This is a genomic window from Exiguobacterium sp. s140 (assembly GCF_018617035.1).
Classification (GTDB): Bacteria; Bacillota; Bacilli; order Exiguobacteriales; family Exiguobacteriaceae; genus Exiguobacterium; species Exiguobacterium profundum.
In genome coordinates this window covers 399,801-420,991 of sequence record NZ_JACSJK010000002.1, presented here as the reverse complement: position 1 = coordinate 420,991, position 21,191 = coordinate 399,801, and the positions used below count along the sequence as shown (strand labels likewise).

General features: G+C 53.4%; 24 protein-coding genes, 1 pseudogene and 1 other annotated feature. Of the genes and pseudogenes, 11 read left to right on the top strand and 14 right to left on the bottom strand.

The annotated features are described in order from the left end of the window. The first annotated feature begins 509 nt into the window (after positions 1-509). On the top strand, positions 510-1,637 hold the full coding sequence (locus KNO61_RS10280) for an SH3 domain-containing protein (RefSeq protein ID WP_214873149.1): 1,128 nt from the start codon (positions 510-512) through the stop codon (positions 1,635-1,637). A 111-nt stretch (positions 1,638-1,748) separates the two neighbouring features. Here the strand turns inward: KNO61_RS10280 and KNO61_RS10275 are convergent, their stop codons facing one another. The 4 genes from KNO61_RS10275 to KNO61_RS10260 all read right to left on the bottom strand — a co-directional run bounded on the left by KNO61_RS10275 (position 1,749) and on the right by KNO61_RS10260 (position 6,897). After that, the gene (locus KNO61_RS10275) at positions 1,749-4,436 is read right to left on the bottom strand and encodes a S8 family peptidase (RefSeq protein ID WP_214873147.1); all 2,688 of its coding nucleotides are present in this window, start codon (positions 4,434-4,436) and stop codon (positions 1,749-1,751) included. A gap of 108 nt (positions 4,437-4,544) precedes the next feature. Continuing rightward, positions 4,545-4,991, bottom strand: coding sequence for a hypothetical protein (locus KNO61_RS10270; protein ID WP_214873145.1), 447 nt, complete (start codon positions 4,989-4,991; stop codon positions 4,545-4,547). Positions 4,992-5,042: 51 nt separating this feature from the next. Then, positions 5,043-6,353 (bottom strand): Ig-like domain-containing protein, encoded by a 1,311-nt coding sequence (locus KNO61_RS10265; protein ID WP_214873143.1) that lies wholly within the window; start codon positions 6,351-6,353, stop codon positions 5,043-5,045. Between the two features lie 169 nt (positions 6,354-6,522). Next, positions 6,523-6,897 (bottom strand): nuclear transport factor 2 family protein, encoded by a 375-nt coding sequence (locus KNO61_RS10260; RefSeq protein WP_143180225.1) that lies wholly within the window; start codon positions 6,895-6,897, stop codon positions 6,523-6,525. A gap of 172 nt (positions 6,898-7,069) precedes the next feature. Here KNO61_RS10260 and KNO61_RS10255 point away from each other — a divergent pair, with 172 nt between their 5' ends. Both KNO61_RS10255 and KNO61_RS10250 read left to right on the top strand, forming a co-directional pair. Next, on the top strand, positions 7,070-9,292 hold the full coding sequence (locus KNO61_RS10255; protein ID WP_214873141.1) for a C40 family peptidase: 2,223 nt from the start codon (positions 7,070-7,072) through the stop codon (positions 9,290-9,292). A gap of 12 nt (positions 9,293-9,304) precedes the next feature. Further along, entirely contained in the window at positions 9,305-9,571 is a 267-nt protein-coding gene (locus KNO61_RS10250; RefSeq protein ID WP_214873139.1) for a hypothetical protein, read from the top strand. Positions 9,572-9,620: 49 nt separating this feature from the next. Next, positions 9,621-9,852 (top strand) — a binding site (T-box leader). Here the strand turns inward: KNO61_RS10250 and KNO61_RS10245 are convergent. Then, on the bottom strand, positions 9,849-10,427 hold the full coding sequence (locus tag KNO61_RS10245; protein ID WP_214873137.1) for a DUF3885 domain-containing protein: 579 nt from the start codon (positions 10,425-10,427) through the stop codon (positions 9,849-9,851). It overlaps the preceding feature by 4 nt. 44 nt (positions 10,428-10,471) lie before the next feature. Here KNO61_RS10245 and trpE point away from each other — a divergent pair, with 44 nt between their 5' ends. Together trpE and KNO61_RS10235 are read left to right on the top strand one after the other, a co-directional pair. Then, positions 10,472-11,803 carry an anthranilate synthase component I gene (trpE, locus tag KNO61_RS10240; protein WP_214873134.1) on the top strand — a complete coding sequence of 444 codons (1,332 nt, stop codon included), beginning with the start codon at positions 10,472-10,474 and terminating at the stop codon, positions 11,801-11,803. Next, positions 11,800-12,375 (top strand): anthranilate synthase component II, encoded by a 576-nt coding sequence (locus KNO61_RS10235; RefSeq protein ID WP_214873132.1) that lies wholly within the window; start codon positions 11,800-11,802, stop codon positions 12,373-12,375. Before trpE ends, KNO61_RS10235 begins: the two co-directional genes overlap by 4 nt. A gap of 3 nt (positions 12,376-12,378) precedes the next feature. Here KNO61_RS10235 and KNO61_RS10230 read toward each other — a convergent pair whose 3' ends face one another. The 8 genes from KNO61_RS10230 to KNO61_RS10195 all read right to left on the bottom strand — a co-directional run bounded on the left by KNO61_RS10230 (position 12,379) and on the right by KNO61_RS10195 (position 18,406). Further along, positions 12,379-13,074, bottom strand: coding sequence for a ferredoxin reductase domain-containing protein (locus tag KNO61_RS10230; protein WP_214873130.1), 696 nt, complete (start codon positions 13,072-13,074; stop codon positions 12,379-12,381). Positions 13,075-13,162: 88 nt separating this feature from the next. Beyond that, positions 13,163-13,915 carry an iron ABC transporter ATP-binding protein gene (locus KNO61_RS10225; protein WP_031422518.1) on the bottom strand — a complete coding sequence of 251 codons (753 nt, stop codon included), beginning with the start codon at positions 13,913-13,915 and terminating at the stop codon, positions 13,163-13,165. After that, entirely contained in the window at positions 13,912-14,970 is a 1,059-nt protein-coding gene (locus KNO61_RS10220) for an iron chelate uptake ABC transporter family permease subunit (protein WP_214774626.1), read from the bottom strand. Before KNO61_RS10220 ends, KNO61_RS10225 begins: the two co-directional genes overlap by 4 nt. After that, positions 14,967-15,971, bottom strand: coding sequence for an ABC transporter permease (locus KNO61_RS10215; protein ID WP_074035985.1), 1,005 nt, complete (start codon positions 15,969-15,971; stop codon positions 14,967-14,969). Before KNO61_RS10215 ends, KNO61_RS10220 begins: the two co-directional genes overlap by 4 nt. A gap of 9 nt (positions 15,972-15,980) precedes the next feature. Further along, positions 15,981-16,991, bottom strand: a complete 1,011-nt coding sequence (locus KNO61_RS10210; protein WP_214873128.1) for a siderophore ABC transporter substrate-binding protein — start codon at positions 16,989-16,991, stop codon at positions 15,981-15,983. Between the two features lie 262 nt (positions 16,992-17,253). Next, positions 17,254-17,550: a hypothetical protein gene (locus tag KNO61_RS10205; protein WP_214873125.1), complete on the bottom strand. Its 297-nt coding sequence runs from the start codon at positions 17,548-17,550 to the stop codon at positions 17,254-17,256. Between the two features lie 5 nt (positions 17,551-17,555). Continuing rightward, the gene (locus KNO61_RS10200; RefSeq protein WP_214873123.1) at positions 17,556-17,843 is read right to left on the bottom strand and encodes a hypothetical protein; all 288 of its coding nucleotides are present in this window, start codon (positions 17,841-17,843) and stop codon (positions 17,556-17,558) included. Further along, positions 17,840-18,406 (bottom strand): zinc dependent phospholipase C family protein, encoded by a 567-nt coding sequence (locus KNO61_RS10195; protein WP_214873120.1) that lies wholly within the window; start codon positions 18,404-18,406, stop codon positions 17,840-17,842. Before KNO61_RS10195 ends, KNO61_RS10200 begins: the two co-directional genes overlap by 4 nt. Positions 18,407-18,522: 116 nt before the next feature. On the opposite strand from KNO61_RS10195, the gene KNO61_RS10190 reads away from it, so the two are divergent. The 6 genes and pseudogenes from KNO61_RS10190 to KNO61_RS10165 all read left to right on the top strand — a co-directional run bounded on the left by KNO61_RS10190 (position 18,523) and on the right by KNO61_RS10165 (position 20,786). Continuing rightward, the gene (locus KNO61_RS10190; RefSeq protein WP_214873118.1) at positions 18,523-19,050 is read left to right on the top strand and encodes a TetR/AcrR family transcriptional regulator; all 528 of its coding nucleotides are present in this window, start codon (positions 18,523-18,525) and stop codon (positions 19,048-19,050) included. A 1-nt stretch (position 19,051) separates the two neighbouring features. Then, positions 19,052-19,360 carry a DMT family transporter gene (locus KNO61_RS10185; protein ID WP_214683602.1) on the top strand — a complete coding sequence of 103 codons (309 nt, stop codon included), beginning with the start codon at positions 19,052-19,054 and terminating at the stop codon, positions 19,358-19,360. Between the two features lie 11 nt (positions 19,361-19,371). Continuing rightward, entirely contained in the window at positions 19,372-19,704 is a 333-nt protein-coding gene (locus tag KNO61_RS10180; RefSeq protein WP_214683601.1) for a DMT family transporter, read from the top strand. Then, on the top strand, positions 19,701-20,060 hold the full coding sequence (locus KNO61_RS10175; RefSeq protein WP_214873116.1) for a nuclear transport factor 2 family protein: 360 nt from the start codon (positions 19,701-19,703) through the stop codon (positions 20,058-20,060). Before KNO61_RS10180 ends, KNO61_RS10175 begins: the two co-directional genes overlap by 4 nt. A gap of 6 nt (positions 20,061-20,066) precedes the next feature. Next, positions 20,067-20,204: pseudogene (locus KNO61_RS10170) on the top strand (short chain dehydrogenase); the annotation flags it as partial. Positions 20,205-20,321: 117 nt separating this feature from the next. Then, a complete protein-coding gene (locus tag KNO61_RS10165) occupies positions 20,322-20,786 on the top strand; it encodes a hypothetical protein (RefSeq protein ID WP_214873112.1) in 465 nt (154 codons plus the stop codon). A gap of 41 nt (positions 20,787-20,827) precedes the next feature. Here KNO61_RS10165 and KNO61_RS10160 read toward each other — a convergent pair whose 3' ends face one another. Then, the gene (locus KNO61_RS10160; RefSeq protein ID WP_214683592.1) at positions 20,828-21,190 is read right to left on the bottom strand and encodes a VOC family protein; all 363 of its coding nucleotides are present in this window, start codon (positions 21,188-21,190) and stop codon (positions 20,828-20,830) included. Between the last annotated feature and the right edge of the window lies 1 nt (position 21,191).

Sequence of the window (21,191 nt, the reverse complement as noted above, 5' to 3'; positions counted from 1 at the left end):
GACACAAGCGTTTTTTTTCGCAAAAATGGTAACGTTTTTGAATTTTGGAGATTTTAGTTTAATTCATTTTTAGGTTTACCTTTTTTGGAAATGTCGAAACAAGTCGATTTTTGTTGATTTCATGCGATTTAAGCTGAAATACTCGTTGAAAACCATTTTTATACCATTAATTACCTATAACATTTATTTTACATTATCGAATTTACAAGACCAATCTTCACCAACGATATTTCCAACTCATAAAATCATTGACCTCTTTCACAAAACCAAACATATCCAAAATAGCATCCGTTATTCCAACTATACACGAATCGGCGACTGGTCCGGAGGATTCATGCCCGTGAGGACTATTTGCCTAGCCTGGATTTACGATTTGGCATGCTTCTTTATACACCGATTCCGTCGTGAGAAAATGAAAAAACGATTTCCTTTTCGTCTGAAAGGTGACGGATGTCTGGTAAGGGATTGTCCTATACTGAAATCAACGAAGGTTTAAAGGAGATTCCACTATGCGACAACTACTGAAAGCATCCATCTCGTTCGGACTGATCGGATGCCTCGTCCTCTCACCGATCGAGTTCGTTCCCTCAACCGATCTAACCGTCCAAGCTAAATCAGCATCGACGACCGGGACGGCTGAACGGGTGACAACGGAGTATACGAAAGTATACACCTCCCGGTCGAAGAAGGCGAAGGTCGTCCTCCCGCTCACGTTCGGTACGACCGTCTATCAAAACGCGACGTCCGGGAGTTGGACGAAGATCACTTATAAAGGAAGAACGGGATGGGTGCCGTCAGCCACGCTCATGCCGTCATTGATCTCGACGGAGTATCTCGTGGACCGAACGACGGACTTGTACGCGACGTGGTCGACGAAAGGGAAACGGGTCACGACGGTCCGATCTTGGAGTCACGTCGTCAAGACCGGGGAGTATGGCAAGTGGTCCCGTGTCCGAGTCGGTGGAAAGACAGGATGGTTGCCTACCTCTTATCTCCGTTCGCCGTATTCAAACAATCGGATCACTCGGACGGTTTATGGCAGTCACACATATGGGGTCGATACGCAGGCGGAGTACGATGCGGTCTACAAACGGGTGAAGGCGGAGTTTGATGCGAAGTATAATTCGGCTGAGTTTGGGTTCGATTCGTATATGCATCGGGTATTGAATGGAGAGAGGGGTACTGAAGATAGAGATGACCCAAATTTTCGCTCACTAGAAAATGCTGACTTGTTAATGGCTGAGAAGGCCTTAGCACCTTACTTTGAAGGAAGAATGTCAATGAAGACGTATGAGAAGATGTACAGAACAAATGGATTCCTACAATACATTAGTGATAAATACGATTCTAAACCCGTTGTGGGAGACAAGAACTTAAAATCGGCATATGATGTCCTATTCAGGGGCAAATCGGATTGCGATTCAAGTGAACAAGTCAAGTCACTAGTATACGATTTGGCGGGTATCGATAACATTGTTGTGGGTGACGGGGTAACCCATGCCGTCCTCATGTTTAAAGTTGATGAAGGTTGGATGGGTTCGGGGTACAAAGCCTATACTAAGAGTGAGATTGATTCTATTAACTCTAATACTGTATATCTTTCTTACACACAAAAAGGTACACGGATTTCATACTAATCTTATTGAGAAGGGGTTTCGACCCCTTCTTTTAGTTTGCCCTCCTCCCCACCCCATCAAAAAACGGGTATCCCGATCGCTCGGCATACCCGTCTCTTCTATCGAATTCTCTTATCGTACAGTCGTCTTGCTCATCTTGCCTGGGCGACCTTTCAAGTCCTCGATGTGGACGTTGATCGTCTCGCCTTTCTTGAGCGCACGTGTCTTCACGGAGAACGTGCCGTTCGGGAGGACTGTTCCGCGTCCCAACAGCTGATAGTTGCTGTTGCGGACGACGACACGCATCCCGGCTTCGCCGCGACCCGTGACCGACTTCGCGCCAGAACGGATCGTGTTCACTGTCGGTTGCCCTGGACGTGCGCCGGCTTTCACGACGACGCGTTCGCTCGTCTCATACTTCCCGTTCGTATAGACGACGCGAAGGACCGCTCCTGCTTTTTGCGGTTGAATCGAGAAGGCCGCCATCGTCTGTTTCGACGTGCCTCGTCCGATCAACTTCTCTCCTTTATACACACGGACTGTCGTCCCCGACGTGACTGTCGCCTTGAACGTCGATGAGTTGTCCTGTGCTTTCGCGCCAGAGGCGTTCAATTTGAGCATCGATTCGGCGCGGTAGACGTTCGCCTTCCCGAATCCGCTCACCGGGTTGTAATACGCCGGGAACGTCATGCCCAATTCTTCTAACACATACTCGAACCCGTCACTCATACGTGGGTCGTACGGTGCGTCCCCACCCGAGAAGGCGATCGGGTCTGCCGTCCGCTGCAAGAGCGTCCGGACGTCTTCGACCGAAAGATCTGGGTGATACGATTTGAGGAGCGCGACGGCTGCAGCGACGTGTGGCGTCGCCATGCTCGTCCCGTCCATATAGACGACGTTCCCGTCCGGTACGAGACTCGCCACTTTCGAGCCCGGTGCGACGACGTCGACGCCGATGCCGTAGTTCGAATAATCCGAGACGATCCCGAAAGCGTTCGTCGCGCCGACCGAGATCGTGTATTTCGATGATGCCGGATACGACACGCGAGATTGCGCATCGTTCCCTGTCGCCGCCACGATGACGACGCCACGGTCATACGCATACTTCAACATGTAACCGAGCGTACGGCTCTCGTTGCCGCCGAGGCTCATGTTGATAACTTTCGCCCCTGCGTCGACCGCATACTTGATCCCGAGTGCGATTTGGTCCGTGTCCCCAGAACCGCCCGCATCGAGCACTTTCACCGGCAGAATCGAGACGTTCGGGACGATCCCGCGCATCGAGACGCCGTTGTCACGTGTCGCGCCGATGACACCGGCGACATGTGTCCCGTGACCGTGGTCATCGATCGCGTCGCCTTCCCCGTTCGGGTCGACGAAGTTCTTTGCGTTTGCGACATCGACCTTGCCTTTTAAGTCAAGGAGACGATGGTCGACCCCTGTGTCGAGGACGGCCACTTTGATCGACCGTTTCGGTAAGTTCAACGCCTCATACTTGTCGAGGCCGATCCCGGCATTCGCGAACGGCTCGAGCACCGACTTCTGGTTGATCGCCCATTGGTAGTCGAGGCTGACGTCGGTCGCGAACGACTGATACGTCTGAACCGGCTCGATATACTCGACGTTACGGTCCGACTCGAGCGTCGACTTCGCCTGTGCCTGCATCTTCGTCGACGCTTCTTCCACATCGACGAGCGCGAAGTAGTCAGACGGTTTCCCGATGGCGATACGCTCGGCCGAGACGTCGCTCATCGCGTTCATCTTGCCGATCGATGTGTTTGGTGACGATTTGTATTTGACGATGTAACGCGGTGCGTCACTGCCGTCCGTTTGAATCGTCATCCCGACTTTGCCGAAGAGGTCCGTCACCGGAGTCCCGGCGAGCGAGTCCATCTCGAGCGCTGTCGCGATTTCACCGATTTCGCCTTGTAGCGCAGTCGGTACGCTTGCGTCGACCAAGGCGTGAAGACGGTTGATTGCCGCCGCGTCCTGGGTTTTGAGCGTATACGCCTTCTTGTCGACGAGTGCCGTCAACAACGGACGGAGCGTCTTCAAGTCGGTGAGGGCAGCTTTGCGCTTCTCGCCGTCAAACGTGATCGCTTTGACGATATACGGTGAGGCACGGTAGTAAAGGGCCGACAAGTCGCGACCTTCCTGTGACGTGCCGAGTACTTCACTTTGGACGCGACGGATGAGTTTGAGCATCGAGTCACGTTCCGGTGCCGGTTGGACGATCGACTCGACGGCACACATGTCGCCGCCGACCTGCTCGTATTTGACCGGGAGTTTGACCGGGTTGACGACGAGCTTGATGTCTGACGCGAGATCCGGCATGCCTGGGTCTGTCGGCTCTTCCCCATCGACCGGGAGCACATCCCCCGGAATCTCTTCGCCTGGAATTTCTTCTCCGAGATCCATCGGCATATACTCGACCTTGATGTAGTATGGACCTTCCCATGCGAACGGGAATTCGATCTTGGCCGTCTGTTCTTCCTCTTCCTTCGTCGCGCTCGCGCGGTAACGGTCGAACGTCTCATCCTTCGCCGCCATGTCGGCGCTCGGATAGACGCTGATATTCGCGAGCTTCGAAGATTCGAACGTGACTTCCATATGTGTCATCGCGGACGTCTCTCGTTCCATCTTGAACCAATACGTGTTGACCGGGTCCGTGCCGGTCGTGAATTCGACCGCTTCCCCCGGAGTGAGTAATGTGGCATTGGTCATCCCGTTTCCGCTGTCAGCGAGTGCTGGTGGCAGGAACGAAAGGACGAGGACGAGAACCGTCACCATCGCCACGAACTGCTTGAATCGTGCTTTCATGTTTTCCCCTCTTTCGTTTGTTCTGGAGCATGTGCCCCACATCGTTCTACGATATTTATCGGTTTATGTTTCAAAAATGTAACAAAAATGTTTCGACAAGATGTCGACTCACTCGTCGAACGATTGCTCGTTGCTCAATTTCTTGCGTTCGAGCACGCGATAATTGGCTTCATGGTCGGTCCGGTCAAAGAAGATTCCGGCGATTTTGATGAAGCGAAAGTCGACCTTGTTGCCGTATCGGTCCGTGTAGTCGATCTGCTCGATCCGTAAGTACCCATGGTCTTCGGTCGCGCTCGAGAACCGCTCGAACTTGAACTGGCGATCGATCACATAATAGAAGCGCTCTTCCTCCATGAAATAGATTTCCTCGACACCGTACTCGTTTTTCATGTAACGCTCCGTCGAGTTCTCACTCACGACGTTCAGCATCGTCATGCAACAAGCGAGGAGTAATAATAGAAGAAATGCTTTCATCCACCAGAGGAATCGACTTGAGGAGATCGGGGTCACCGGCAGTGGTTTGAGCGAATAGATGAGATCTCGCTTGTCTTTCATGTTGCAACTCCGTTCACCAAAAAGACCGGTGTCTCCACCGGTCCTAAGGAATTAGTATCCTGCGTATTGAAGCGATTGGATGAATGCGCGTTTCTCTGCACCCGATAGATTGAACTCGAGGTCGTAGTCCACTCCTTGGACGATGACCGTGATCCGGTTTTCCGGACGGACGTACTTGTCGACGAAGCTGATGAGTTTCGCATCTGGTTCGAACAAGTATGACTCTTCGACCGAGCCGTCATCGAACTCGTCATAGTAGACATCGTACTCGTCGATGTTTTGCGAATACGTCGCGCGACCGACGCGGAGCGTCAACTTCTCAAATCCAGCGACCGATCCGTCCTCTGTGTAGCTGCTGAGAAGGAACCCGAGGTCTGACTTCGACGGATGTCCGAAGAAGAGTGGCACGAACGTGTCCGCATATTTCGTCGTCGCATCTGCGTAGAAGACTTCTTTATGAACCGTCACCTTCATCCCTTCAAAGTAGACACGGTGGAAGTTGTTGTAGAGCGCGTGCTGGACGGTGATTGCCTTCGGTTGGCTGACATTTCCGGCACCATCACGGATGACGAGTGACATCTTCTGCCCCATCGCTTGACGCGGGATCTTCACGATGAACTTCCCGGTCGACATGACCGGTGCCGTATATGACTTCGTACCGATCTTGACGATAGCCGTCGCATATGGCTCGGCTTTACCGAAGACGCCATAGGATGCCGCCGTCACGGATTGAGTCAATGTCGCCGTTCTCGGTGCGATGCGGTCTTTGTAGACGCTACGTTTCGAGACGTCGCTCGTCGCGCCTTTCGTCGTGATCGTCTTCGCTGAAAGCCATGAGTAGGCCGGTTGTGGCGCGATGCCACGACGGTAGAGGCCGTTCGCATCGAACTTCCCTTTATACGTGCTGCTGCCGATTGAGAGCTCGACATATTGTCCCGGCTCCCCGACGACGCGCACTTCACGTGACGTCTCTGTCAACGGTTTGATGACCGGTGCGTCCGGACGTGCTTCTGGGTCTTCTGCGACGATGGCGCGTGTCGTCTCACTGATGTTCCCGCTCGCGTCGACGAGACGGACGTCGATGACCTTGCCGACCGATTGTGGTGACATCTTGAAGACGGCCTCGCCACCTTCTAAGATGGTACGGACGTATGTCTTGCCGTTGATCAAAATCTCCGCTTTCGCAGCCACTTCACCAGTGATCGTGAGTGATGTCGATGTGTGGTATGGTGCCGATAATACAGGTGCGTCAGGAGCAGTCACGTCTTCAAACGTCTCTGCGTTGACGATTGTCGAAGGCGCGATACCTCCGAATGCGAGTGTGGTAGCTAAGAAAAGTGCTGCATATTTCGGTTGCTTCATAATAAGTGGGGTCCCCCTCAAAAATAATGACAATCGTTTACAAAATTATTATAATCTGTCCTTTTTCAAAAGGGTACATAAATTTTCTAAAATAGGTATAAATTTTTCAAATTCACATTTCCTTCTTTTATTAAAAAAAGACACCCCATTGTGTGGAGTGCCTGAACGCTTAGCCTTCGTTGATCATCGTCGCCTGTCCGCCTTGCCATAACCAGACGCCATCTTCTTTCACATAAAGATGAAGCATCCAGAACCGACCTTCGTAGGCGTTCGTGCCGAGGATGAATTTTTCTTCTAACAAAAGTTGGACGACGGCGAGGTCGCCGCGTACCGTCTCATCGAACGTGACCGTGTCTTGTGCGATCCATTGAATCGCTGTCGGGTCGACGAACTGGTCTAAGAACGTCTCTTTATCGAACTGACGCCCGCTCGAATCGACATATCGGAACGAGTCGTGCATGAGCGCCCGCATCGCGTCGAGATCGCCGGCCACCTGATGGGCCGACCGGTCGTCAGAAAGTTGTTTCATGTTGAGTGTCTCCATCGTTGTCCCTTCCTTTCCCCGTTTATCATAGCACAGATGGTCGAAAACGAACGAGTGGAATGCTGATCACAGATTCCTTCAATCATTTCCCTTTTATCGAAATAAACAACCTTTTTCACCTCCACTATGTATATACTAAAAAATGTAAATTTCATGAATCGAGGTGGAACACTTGAAACGAATCTTCAGTTTGCTCTTTCTCTTTACCTTCTATTGGACTCTCACCGCACAGGCGGTCGGGTCTGAGGCCATGCTCCCTGCCGGCACGACGCTCTATGCCGACCCGGAGGAATCCAGCATCCTGCTCGTCACGAATGAGCCGAAGCGTGTCGACATCCAGGACGTGACCGAGACCCATACGTCCGTCACGGTCGATACACAGAACGGATTCGTTCGAAATGACGACGTTCGATATGCCGTCACGCGTTACGTCCATACGGAGACGGATGCGCTCGACGCTTCTGGTAATCCCGTCGCAACCCTCCCAATCGGGACAACCGTCGACGTCTTTGACCTCGAGGGTGAACGCCTTCTCACGACGGACGGAACGTATGTCGCCCGTGTCGCTCTTGGCGAGAAGATGCCGGAAGCCGTGACCCGTTACGCGAAAGCAGGTGCGGTCGTCTTGTCCGCTCCAGACGGGGACACAATCGCCGAACTCGAAGCCGGGCAGACGCTCGACGGTTTGGTGATCGGTTCGATGCTTCGTATCGAGACGGCGGACGGCTTCGGCTATGTCGCCTTAGATGTGACGAGCACTCGTCCGATCAAGACGGGCACCCAGTTCGTCTTGACGACATCACCTTACACCGATGCGTCCGGCAAGATCATCGGCTCCCTCGTCCGCGGTGAACAGACGAGCGTCTATGGCACCATCGGAGACAGCGCCCGGCTCTTCAAGGACGGCACCTACGTCTATATGAAACGCGACGTGCTCGCAGACAAGATGCCGCGCTACACGAAGACGGGCAGCCGCTATGCGCTCGCCGCGATCAACATCTATCAGGACACGGACAAGAAACAAGTCGTCGGGTCGCTGAAACGAAGTCAGCTCGTCACCATTTACGGGATGGACGGCGACTTCACACGCATCTATACGCGCGGCCAGTTCCTGTTCGTCGAGACGAAATCGCTCGGCACGACGAAACCGGCACCGCTCAAGACGGGACAACGGTACATCACGAAAGACACGCCGGTCTACGCACGGACGGTCCTGTCGTCGAAGACGTCCCTCAGCCTGAAGCGCGGACAACTCGTCACCATTTACGGGACGAAGGGCAACTATACCCGCATCTTCACGCAAGGGAACTATTACTTCATCCCGACGAGCGTGACGAGCACGAAAAAACCGCCTCGCTTCGAATCGACGGGCATGCGGTACTCTCGTTATAACGAGGTCGAAGTGTATGCCTCGACGTCTGTCGCGAAACAAGTCGGTTCCTTGAAACGTGGGCAAGTCGTCGAAACGTTCGGGACGAGTGGGTACTACACGCGCATCCGTCTGAACGGAACATATCGCTACGTCGCGACGGGCTACCTCGCCGTCTCGAAACCGACCGCGAAACCGAAGGCAGGAACGGTCTTCTATACGCAGTTCAACGGGACGCCGTACTTCTCGGCTGACGTCGCGTACGGTCGTCCGGCCGGCACGTTGCCACGCGGGACGAAACTCGTCGGGCTCCGCTCGATCGATGCCGACTTCTGGCACGTCCGTCTTCCGTCCGGGAAACGCGTGTACGTGTTGAACCCGTATATCGCCGAGACGAAACCGAAGGCGATCCAACCGGCGAGCGTCTATACGGCCGCCCATTACGGGACGACGAAGAAAACACCGTTCTACGCCAACCCGAACGACACTCGTCCGATCGGCTATCTCGATGCCGGTCGTCGCATCTACCCTCGTGGGAAGAGTGGCGACTCGTACCTCATCCAGTACGACTGGCGCCCCGTCTACGTCAAGACGAAAGACATCCGCATCAAGCAGGATGCCTTGCTGAAGAAACGGGACAACTCGCAAAAAGAACGTCTAATCAACGCCGCCGTGAAACATCTCGGAACGCCGTACACATGGGGCTCGCAGTCACCGCTGAACGGTGGGTTCGACTGTTCCGGTCTCATCCACTACGCGACGAACCAAGCCGGGAAGATCGGCGGTCGTACGAACGTGTCGGGCTATTGGTATAGCGGACACTTCAAGAACAAACGGACAGGGATCACGAGTGGTCGTCGCGGGGACATCGTCTTCTTCGCCGGCACGTATAAATCGGGCCCGTCCCACATCGGCATCATGCTCGATGACGAGTTCTTCATCCATGCCGGGGGCGAGATGCTTCAAATCAACTCGATCCATGACCCGATGTGGCGCCCATACTTCCTAGGGTACAAATCGTTATAAGGAGGATTCTCCATGTTTCACTATATCGATCCGTTTCTATGGCAACTCGTGATTGTTCCAACGTTTACGATCGGACTAGGGGTCGCCATCGCATTGCACTTGAAACGCTTGTCTATCGCTCCCTTGGTCACCCTGATTGCCTACTTGGGCATGGAGTGGTTCATGTATCGAGGCACCCTCTTCTTCTTTACGAAGTGGTGGCTCCTTCCCCTTTTGGCATTGGGGATCACGTTCACATTCATCGGGAAACGTCAGGTGGGGCACGCTTCGGTCAAATGATGCTTGACAATGCATCTTTATCCCGTTAAAGTAACGATAACATTCATACGAACTCGCGATGAGAAAGAAGAGTAGCGCGAAGGGACGTCTTCAGAAAGCCGGTGGTCGATGCGAACCGGTGGCGTACCTTGCGTGAATGGGCTTTTGAGCGTTCAGACCGACATGTAGGCTCTGACGGGTCCTCCCGTTATCGGGGACAGCGAATGATGGTTCGCGATGAGTGGGAAGACAAGGCGTCTTTCAACGAAGGTGGCAACACGGGGAATCTCCTCGTCCTTCATGTCCGATTGGGCATGCGGGACGGGGAGATTTTTTGTTTGAGCGATTGGAGGTGGGCTGGTGACGTACCACGGATATACGCACCGCGGTCATCGTATACGAACAAGACGTGCCCCTCTCGTTCGTGGATGAACTGAACGAACGGGTACGTTGTGAATTCTCCGTTCAAACGCGGTTTCGATTTGGTATAAAAATCTTGATAACAAATCGCCTCGAGGAGCGGTCGCACACGGATTGCGGACTTGTCTGCTACCGGCACCGTGAACATCCATAACGGTTCGTCATCGAACATGCACAATGTGGCGGTCGTCTTGAAGCGCACCGATTTGTCCCGGATGTAACGGAACAGACGGGTCGGTTTGACAGGCTGTCCATATACATGCCAAACGATCCGAATGGGGTCGCCCTCTTCGAACAACGCATCAAACAAATGCTGGGCACGACGGACGACTGCCTCAAAATATTCAAGATTCAATTCATCGGATTTGATATCAACGTAAGGTGACAGCGTGTCCTCGAGTTCGATGTGCTCGGTCAACGCTTCACCTGAAAATTGGTCAGGTCGTAAGACTGACATCGGCATATCCCCTTTCTACTATCCATTATAAGGAGGTTTTTTCAATGCAACAACGGATCATCAATGGTGACGAACTCACACCGGTGGCAATCTTCCACCGACTGCAAGGTGAACGAAAGGTATTGCTCGAAAGTCGCGCGGAAGGCAAGCACGGCCGCTACTCCATCATCGCGGCGAACCCTGTCGAGACGATCCGGGTCGATGGGAACGACGTGACGGATGCAACGGGAACAATTTATGCGGACGACCCGCTCCATGCCCTATCAGAACGCATCACCCGTGACGACTTCACTGCCCCGTACCCGTTTATCGGCGGTGCTGTCGGCTATATCGGTTATGACTTGCTTCGGGTGTTTGAACCGATCCCGAACACGCCGACCGTGACGCGTGATTTGCCGGACGCCCTCTTCCAGCGCTATGAGACGGTCGTCTTATACGACCACCTCGAGGAACAGGTCATCCTGATCGATACGAGTGAGACGGATGCGACCACGCGACTCGAGTCCATCCGTGAACAGCTCGAGACACCGGAGACGCACGCCCTCGAACCGGTCGTGCGGACGAGCGAGCAGATTTTGACGCCGAAGGACGAATTTATCGACCGTGTGCTCCAGGCAAAAGAGGCGATCCTTGCGGGCGAGGTGTTCCAACTCGTCTTGTCACAACGAATCGACGCGACGTTCACCGGGGACCCGTTCCACTTTTACCGGACGCTGCGGAAACAAAATCCGAGTCCGTACTTGTTCTACATCGACCTCGGGGAAGCGATCGTCCTCGGTGCCTCACCGGAGAGTCTCGTCCGGGTCGAGAACGGCAAAGTGACGACGAACCCGATCGCCGGGACACGCCCTCGTGGAAAGACCGTCGAGGAAGACATGCGTCACGCAGAATCACTCCTTCAAGACGAGAAAGAACTCGCCGAGCATCGGATGCTCCTCGACCTCGGACGAAACGATATCGGGCGGGTCGCGAAAGTCGGTACGGTCACCATCCCGAAACACATTGAGCTCGAACGGTTCAAAAACGTGATGCATCTCGTCTCGGAAGTCGAAGGAGATTTACGTGACGATGTGACCCCGATCGATGCGCTCCGTGCCTGTCTTCCGGCCGGTACCGTGTCCGGAGCTCCAAAGATTCGGGCGATGCAGTTGATTGATGAGCTCGAGACGGTGAAACGGGAAGTCTATGCCGGGGCGGTCGGCTATCTCGACGTTCGGGGCGGATTCGACTTCGCCCTCGCCATCCGGACGATGGTCGTCCAAGGTGACACGGCCCATGTCCAAGCCGGCGCCGGCATCGTCTATGACTCCGACCCGGTATCAGAATATGAAGAAACGCTGCATAAAGCCAAATCCCTATTGGAGGTGTTCGCATGATTCTCCTCATCGATAACTACGATTCGTTCACATATAACGTCTATCAAGACGTCGCCCGCTTCAGTGACGTCTGCGTCATCCGGAACGATGAACATACTATAGAAGAAATCCGTCGCATGAACCCGAGTGGCATCATCCTTTCTCCCGGTCCCGGTGGTCCAGAAGACGCCGGGGTCTCGCTCGCGGTCGTGCGACAATTGTCCGGTTACATCCCGATTCTCGGGGTCTGTCTCGGTCATCAGGTCATCGCCGAGGCGTTCGGTGGGGTCGTCGGACGGGCGAACGAGGTGATGCATGGGAAAGTGTCACGGATTAATACATCACCGAGTGTCTTATTCGAAGGCTTGTCGATGGACGTCATGCGCTATCACTCGCTCGTCGTACAAGAGACCGAACTGACGGTCACGGCCGAGACGACAGACGGTGTCATCATGGCACTCGAGCACCCGACCCATCCGACGTACGGCGTCCAGTTCCACCCCGAGTCGATCGGGACGCCGGACGGACGTGGCATCTTCGAGCGCTTCGTCCAACTGTGCACGAAAAAACCGGGGCACGTGTCCCCGGTTTGAGTGTCAGCCTAAAAAGTCTTCTCGCTGAAAATCATGTTTGTCGATCTTGATGTTGTTACATGCCACCCCGTTCGTTCGGAGCACGTGGATTGTTTCGCGCAACAGCTCGTCACTGCCGACGATGTAGAACAAGGCGCCCTTGTCGGATGCCATCATCTCCACGCGCTCGTAGTAGTCTTTCCGACTCGGGACGAACTCTGACGTGAAGTGCTCGTTCGATTCGAAGACGTCACCGAACAGATACGCCTTCGACGAATCGACGTTCAACGAATGGAGATGCGGGACACCTTCCCCGTTCGCCAAGTACTCGAGAACGACTGGACGGAATGTCGCGAGTCCGACACCTGCCGATAAGAGGTAGACATTCTTCCCGCTCCGTTCGAGTGGGACGTTCGAATGTGTCTTGAACAAGGCGACCTTGTCCCCCGGTACCATGTCGCGAAGGATCGATTTGAACGTCGAGCATTCGGACTTGATGCGGGTCGTGATGCCAATCGCCCCTTCGTGCGGCAATGTCGAGATCGACATATGGCGGACGAGGCTCCGGTCCGGCTTGTCCCCGGCGTTGAACCCTTCGAGCGCGAGGTGCGTGTGCGCCCCTTCTTGCCACGTGAACTCAGGTGGCAAGGCAAGATGGAACGTGTATGTATCCGGTGCCTCGGCCACGACTTTGGTGATCGGTGTCCAGTCAATTTTCATGTGAATCCTCCTTAGTTTGATGTAACTGAAGTATTGATAATACTACGGTTTAAAGTTACCGTTGTACAACGATTCAATTTCTAATGACTCAGTACACTGCAATCGGCCCATACGGCCCTTCGATGATTTCGAGTTTCGTCTCAAAAATTTCGGATAAAATCTTCGCGTCCATGATCTCATCGACCGTTCCAAACGCAGCGATCTGTCCGTCTTTCATCGCACAGATGCGATCCGAATATTTCGCCGCGAAGTTGATGTCGTGGAGCACCGTGACGATCGTCCGTCCGAACTCGTCGGCGACATGGCGTAAATACTCCATCATCTGTACCGAACGGGCGATGTCTAAGTTGTTGAGCGGTTCATCGAGGAGGACGTATTCCGTCTCCTGACAGAGCACCATCGCCACATAAGCACGCTGCCTTTGCCCCCCTGAGAGCTCGTCGAGATAGCGGTTCTCGAGCGCGGTCAAATCGAGGAAGTCGATATATTTCGAGATGATGGCCTCGTCCTCTTTCGTGAGACGTCCTTTCGAATAAGGAAAACGCCCGAACCCGGCGAGTTGTCGGACCGTGAGCCTTGTCACGAAGTGGTTCTCTTGGCGCAGGATGGTGATGATTTTCGCCAAGTCTTTCGACTTCGTGCTCGACACGTCCATGCCGGCGACTTGGATCTGTCCCTCGTCTAAGTTGAGCAACCGTCCGATCATCATGAGCGTCGTCGATTTGCCCGCCCCGTTCGGCCCAATGAGTGAAGTGAACCCGGCTTTCGGGATGTCGAGCGTGAGCGGTCCGATGTGGACGTCGTCTGTATACGATTTTTTGACTTGTTCGATTTGAATCATAGCGACCTCTTCCTTAGAATGACGGCCAAGAAGATGAGTCCGCCGAACAGTTCGATGATGACGGAGACGACACTTGGCGTCTGGAATATGTGATACATAAAGAAATATGCACTCGTCAAGACGAAGAACCCTAGGGCGAACGCCATCGGAAAGACGTACTTATGGTCATACGTCGAGGCGACCTGATAGCTGAGCGTCGCGACTAGGAATCCGAAGAACGTGAGCGGTCCGATGAGCGCCGTCGAGACGGACATGAGGAGTGAGATCAGGACGAGCGTGTAGATGACGCTCCTCCGATGATTCACCCCGAACGTCGTCGCGACGTCCTTGCCGAGTGCGACGATATTCAAGCGATTCGAGAACAGAAACAAGAGTGTCCCGGCGATGACGACGATCGGGATGACGATGGGAAAGTACGCCACGTCGGCATTCGTCACCGAACCGAACAGTCGTGCCTGCAGGATATCGAACTCGGACGGGGCGAGCATGCGGCGCATGAACGACGACACCGAGTTCAGACCCGTCCCAATGATGATCCCGATGAGCAGCATGAGCTGCAGGTTAGCGTATTTCCCTGACAAGAGCCAGCCGTAAAGGAGGAGACTCATCGTCACCATGAGCCCGACCTGTGTCAAGAAGGCGCTTGTCCCCGAGAAGCCGATCAACGCCCCTGCCCCGAAGAAGAAGACCATGCTCGTCTGAATCGTCGAATAGAGCGCGTCGAATCCAAGGAGCGATGGCGTGATGATACGGTTGTTCGTCACGGAGTGGAATGCGACCGTCGCAAGACTTTGACAGAGTGCCGCAATCAACATCGTGACGATGGCGACGATTCGCCGTTCCACGACCGGCACGAATGACGGAGAGTCCATCGGGACCGGATTGTTATAAAGGAGAAGCCCGAGCGCACACAATAGTCCGCCGAGAATGAAGGCACTTAAGAAGAGCCAATAGCGTCTGCTCGCCCGTTTCGATTGAAATGCCGAGGCGTGACGTTCTTCTCTCAATTCCCCGATTGATACGTCGACACCGTCTCGTTCTATGACCGTACTCATCGAACCCCTCCCTTCTTCCGTTGTCGCATCAAGATCATAATGAAGACGACTGCACCGACCGTCCCGAGAATCAGTGAGACCGGGAGCTCGAACGGCATGATGATCGTCCGTGAAATCAAGTCACTGACGAGAATCGCCCCCATCCCGACAAGACAGACCCATGGCAGGTTGCTGCGCAAATCATCCCCGCGGAACATCGAGACGAGGTTCGGGACGATGAGTCCAAGGAACGGTAAATTCCCGATGACCGTCGCCACGACACCGACCGATAAGGCGATGAGCCCCGTCGCCATCATCATGAGCTGGTTATAGTTCACGCCGAGACTCGTCGCGATGTCTTCCCCGAGCCCCGCGAGCGTCAAGCGATTCGCCAGTAAGAAGATGAGTACCGTCACGACGATGATGACCCATAGATACTCGTAGCGCCCGATTTGCACCGAGGCGAACGAACCGACGAACCAGCCCTCAATCGCCTGGCTTGCCCGGAAGAACAGACCGAGGAACGTCGAGATAGCGGAGATGACCGCCCCTAACATGAGCCCGATAATCGGTACGATAAGCGATGAACGGAGTTTGACCGAACGTAAAAACCAGAAGAAGACCATCGTCCCGATGAACGAGAAGACGATCGCCCCGGTCATCCGCATCATGAGGCTCGGTGCCGGTACGAGCAAGTAAACGGTGAGCAGTCCGAGTCCCGCCCATTCGAGCGTCCCCGTCGTCGTCGGTTCGACGAGTCGGTTTTGCGTGATGAGCTGCATGACGAGCCCCGCCATCGCCATTGCCGCACCCGTCAGCATGAGGGCGACCGTCCGTGGGACTCGGGTGATCCAAAACATATCGAAGCCGTCTGTCCGTGACAGATCGTACACCCCGGTAAAAAGCGACAGCACCGCCAAACCGAGGACGATGATCACGGTGAACACGAACGACTTCGTCCACAATCTAGAAAAGGAGGGCTGAGACATCGTCTCAACCCTGGCTGTCAATGGTTTTTGCATGACGGATCCTTACTTAGCGAGCGCTTCCGTGACACTGTTGAAGAATTCTGCGTACGTTTGAATCGATTCGTTCAAGTACGTGTCTTTCGGGGCATAGACGATTTGCTCTTTCGTCACAGCCGTCGTCTTTTGAAGCGCCGGTGCGTTGTCGATCACGTCTTCTGCTGGTACTGCGCCTTCTGCGTCACCGAGTGGTGCGTCACGGTCGAGAACGAACAACCAGTCTGGGTTGCTTTCCGCGATGGCTTCGACGGATACTTCGTCACCTTCATGATCACCTGTCGTCTTCTCGACTTCAAGGGCTGGGACCCATCCGAAGATGTCGTACATCGGTCCGAACACGCGTCCCGTTACCGGTGCTGAGAACCCGATGTCTCCGCCCGATACGATGACCGACATGATTGTGTCTTTTCCGTTGTATGCCGCTTTCACGTCTTCGATCGATTTGTCGAGGTCCGCGACGATGGCTTCGGCTTCTGTGTTTTTGTCAAAGATTTTCCCGAGTGTGAGCGTCGTGTCTGTCAATCCTTTGACTAAAATCTCACCCGGTGTGCCTGAATCTTCTGGGATCTCGATGTTCAAATCGATGACCGCTGCTTCCGGTACCAACTTTTTAATGTCCTCGTAGTAATCTGCGAAACGTTGACCGACGATGACGACGTCCGGGTCAACTCCCGCAATCGCCTCTAAGTTCGGCTCGAAGTGCATGCCGACGTCCGCGATGTCTTTGTCTGATGCGTATGGCGACTCTGCTGGAAGGAGTCCGATCGGTGCCGCCACCAAATCGATGTCCCATGCTGCCAATGTTTCAAACGTCCGGTTATCAAGGGCGACGACCTTCTCCGGGTTGACCGGTACCTCGATTGTGCCATGTGCGTCTGTAATTTCGACCGTCTCTGTCTTTGTTGCGCCGTCGACGTTTTCTTCTTTCTTCGTCTCACTCGTTCCGCCACATGCGGCGAGTACGAAGACGAGCAACGTCAACATGAGTGAAATCTTAAATTTCCCCACTTCATCCATCTCCCCTGTATGTAAATTTCAATGATCCTCGCACCAAAAACGAGCCACGTTGGTTATGTATGTCTATTCTCGCGTTCTCGTTATCAGTGATAATGATTATCATTGTCGTTTTCATCAAGTAGCATAACAAACAAAATGTGGATACGCAATGCCAATTTGACAAGATTCGGATAGGAAAAAATTTCTTTCTATAGATGCGCGCACAAAAAAAGAAAGTGGAGGTCCACTTTCTCGGTTGAGTTCATGCGATTTAGTTTAGAGTTCAATCATTATTGTGCCGTGCCCTCTTTTTACCCCGGAACACAATATAGGTGATGAACCATACACATGTGATTGTAAACGCCAATAATACGGTTTGTGTCATCCCTCTCGGCAGAAGGTCCACCACGAAAAATAAGGATAAGATGACCGAAAAAATAAGATGTCCAAATCGTAAATCATCGTCCAAATCTCGCCAATATATGACTAGAAGGACGAGCGCTACCGGGGCCACGAGGGCTGCTAATATGAAAAACGGCACGCGGCGCATTAGAAACGGAATGTTCTTCGGTTCGTCCATCTGACTCATGCCTCCGAGATCCCGTTCGCCAACAGCAACAGGAAAATCCAAATCGACAACGGAATCATCAAGCCAATTGTCGCAAGAAGCGTGTAGATTTTTATGATTCGATCCTTCGTGAACAGACCCCAAATCAACGTGGCGAACAAGGCGATGTCAATCGGGAGATATACCCAAATGACCATCATCAAATCGAGGTTCGGAAACACTCGACCGTTCAAGGTGAAGAAGGTAATCACCGTCACGATAAAGAGTCCGAGCGTTGCGTATAGTGGTGCGTATCGCTTGTTCATACGAGCATCGCCCGCTTCCGTTTGACCATCTCGAGGCAGCGGCGGACACACGTATCCACGTAGCCATCCAATTGATGCGGGAGGAACATCGTGTACGTCCCCTCCTTCGTCGTCGCCGCGTCCCGCTCGACTTTCTCGACCAGTTCAACGAGCTCTGGATTTCCTTTCAAGCGTTCAAAATCGAACGTCCCGAGGCGTTCCGACAGCCGAGCATTGTACGCATCAAAGTCCGCATAATAGACCGCCTGTTTTGACGGGTCCTGGGTGATGAGCTCTTTCAACCAACCTTTATAGAACCCCTGCAACCAGACCTCATCCGCGACGAGGTGCGCGTAATAGCCGAGTCGATACGAGAAGTCTTCCTCCTTGCTGTCAATCCAATATTGGGAAAGATCCAAGCGACGAGATAAATCATCATGGCGTCCTGCGTAGTAATGGGATGCCTCTTTTTCAGTCGTCGCATCCGGTGCGAGACTTCCGAGCAAGAATGCGACCTCATCCACCTCCGACAACGCTGGTAACATCTCGTTCGCGATGACGAGATGCATCAAATGTGAACCCATGTCACGCCCCCCTTTTCCCTGATTATTCCATCAACGTTCTATCTCGACAACCCCTCGCAAATTTTGATAGACTAACTTTACTGAACGGTTAGTAAAGTAAAGAGAGGTGTGATTGGATGAATAAAAAACAATTGTTGCTACAGACTGCCGCCCAGATGATTCGAGAGGACGGGATCAGTCAGTTGTCGCTCGAACGATTGGCGACGAAAGCAGGAATCACGAAAGCTGGGGTCCTCTATCATTTCAACAATAAGGCCAACTTATTGCGACAGATGAACGAATTCGCCATCGAGACGTTCGAGAAACGAATCACCGCCCATCTATCGGACGGTCCATATTCGTTTACCCGTGCCTATGCGCTGGCGACATTGGATGATGTCGATCACGGAGATATGGACCTCGTCGCCGTCTTTATCTCCTCGCAAGAGGATGCGACGAGCGAGTCGATTTGGAGTGACGTGTCGACCGGTTGGGACGAGCGATTCGCTGTCGACGGGCCGGATCAGGATGCGATTTTAAAACTTCGCCTTCTCTGTGACGGCTTTTGGTTCGCTGTCTTGTATGGGTATAGCGAATCGTTCAAGGACCGTGCGGCGACACTCATTCGGGAAGCATGTGACGAGTTGCTTCAAGGAGGATTGTAATATGGGATTCATCTATTTGATCGGGGCCATCGCCTCGGAACTGTTCGGGTCGAGCATGTTGAAAGTGAACGCCACCTCGACGAGTCGACTCCCGATTCTCGGGGTCGCCTTCGGTTATGGGACGGCGTTTTATCTCTTATCACTTGCCCTCTTCACCATCCCACTCAGCTTCGCGTATGCGTTTTGGAGCGGGGTCGGGACGGCACTCACGGCGGTGATCGGATTCGTCGTCTTCCGGGAACAAATCAGCCGTCAAAAAATTGCAGGGATCGGGCTCGTCATCATCGGGCTCATCTTGATGAAAGTGTGAGGTGAATCGGAATGAAAGCCTATCTTTTACTGTTCTTTTCTATCGGATTTGAGGTGCTCGGAACGTCGATGTTGAAACTGTCGGATGGATTCACGAATCTCGTGCCGAGTGCCATCCTCTTGGTCAGTTTCGCCGCCTCGTTCACCCTCATGGGCATCGTGTTGAAAACGATCCCCCTCAGTATCGCCTATAGCATCTGGGCTGGACTCGGGACGGTGGCGACGGGACTCATCGGAGTGTTCATATATGGGGAAGTTCTCTCGGCATTGAACGGCATCGGTCTGTTGTTGATCGTCCTCGGCGTCATCGTGATGAATCAACGAAGAGAGGAAGTCGTGACATGAACGAGTTGGCAGATCATCTTCAAACACTAGAAGAAGCGTTATTGACGACGGAAGTCAGGCAGTCGACGGAGCGGTTGCGTGAACTGTTGACCGACGACTTCTTTGAAATCGGTAGCTCGGGACGGTTGCTGTATCAAGACTGGGATCAGACGACACTCCAGCTTGACCCGATCGAGGCGGTGTTATCCGAATTCACGCTGCATCCGTTGACGGAAGGTCACGTTTTGGTGACGTACCGTCTCGTTCAACCGGTATTGAATCGCGAAACACGCCGCAGCTCGATATGGGTATTCGTGGACGGACGTTGGAAGATGCGATTCCATCAAGGCACGGCTGTCCCACCGAAGGCAACTTGATTGCAGAACATCCTCGTCGAAGCACTCGATGCGTACGGACCGTATTTCTGTGGTTACGCGGCGGTACCAGGTGAACGGGTCGCCCTCACCTATGTGAAGAGTGTCGAAGGCGCGCAGACCGGAAAGACGTACGAAGTGTATTAACCTTGAAGCATCTCTTAGGAGGTGCTTTTTTCGTACCTTGCATTTTATTTTATCTACCTCGATAGGAAGATTCCGCTATACTCGGGGCATCTTATGTCCGAGAAAGGTTGAAGTTTCATGAAAGACAAAACGTTTCGCGCCCTTTATCATATCCCTCCCTCTTTCGTCGAACATCCGCTTCAAAAGCGCGTCCTACAGGCAGTCGGTCGGAATCAAGAATCGATGGTCGAGGTCATCTTCCGCGTCGGTGGGTTCGGCACGTATGATGTGAGTACGATCACCTTTTTTGAGAGGGGCACTGTCCTTCGTCACATTGAGCGGTCCGACCGAGCGATCACCGAGCCCTTTGAATTCGAATACTATGAGGGCGAGGAAGCGAAACAGATGCGTGTCGCGTTTCATCTGCTTGGAACAAATTGGTGGCCACCCGTTTTCGAAGAACTCGAAGGGGTTCGCACGCTAGACGGTACGCAGTGGAGCCTCAGCGTATACACGAACGGGACACTCATTCACGAACATCATGGCAGTAACGCCTACCCGTCCGAATGGGAGCAAGTGACTCGCCTGTTCGGTATTTCTTGAAGAACGACAAAGGGAGCATCCGCGGTGGATGCTCCCTTTCGTCAGAGCGCTTGAATCATCTCGACCCGATTGCCGAACGGGTCCCGAAACTCGAACCGGTCGAACCCCGGAATCGGAATACCTTCGGAGTAGGTGATTTCGTTCTCTCGAAGCGCTTCCTTCCAATAATCTAAATCCGTCACCGCATATGCGATATGCGCTTTCGTCTTCTGTCGTTCCACATCGTCCTCTGCCCCGACATGAACGGAACGGTCGCCGACCTGAAGCCAAAATCCACCTCGTCCCTTCAATGAATCCGGCTTCTCGATTTCACGTAGACCGAGAAAATCGCAGTAAAATGCCTTCGCCTCTTGCTCCGCTCCAGTTGGAATCGTGATCTGGACGTGATGAATCCCTGTGATCATG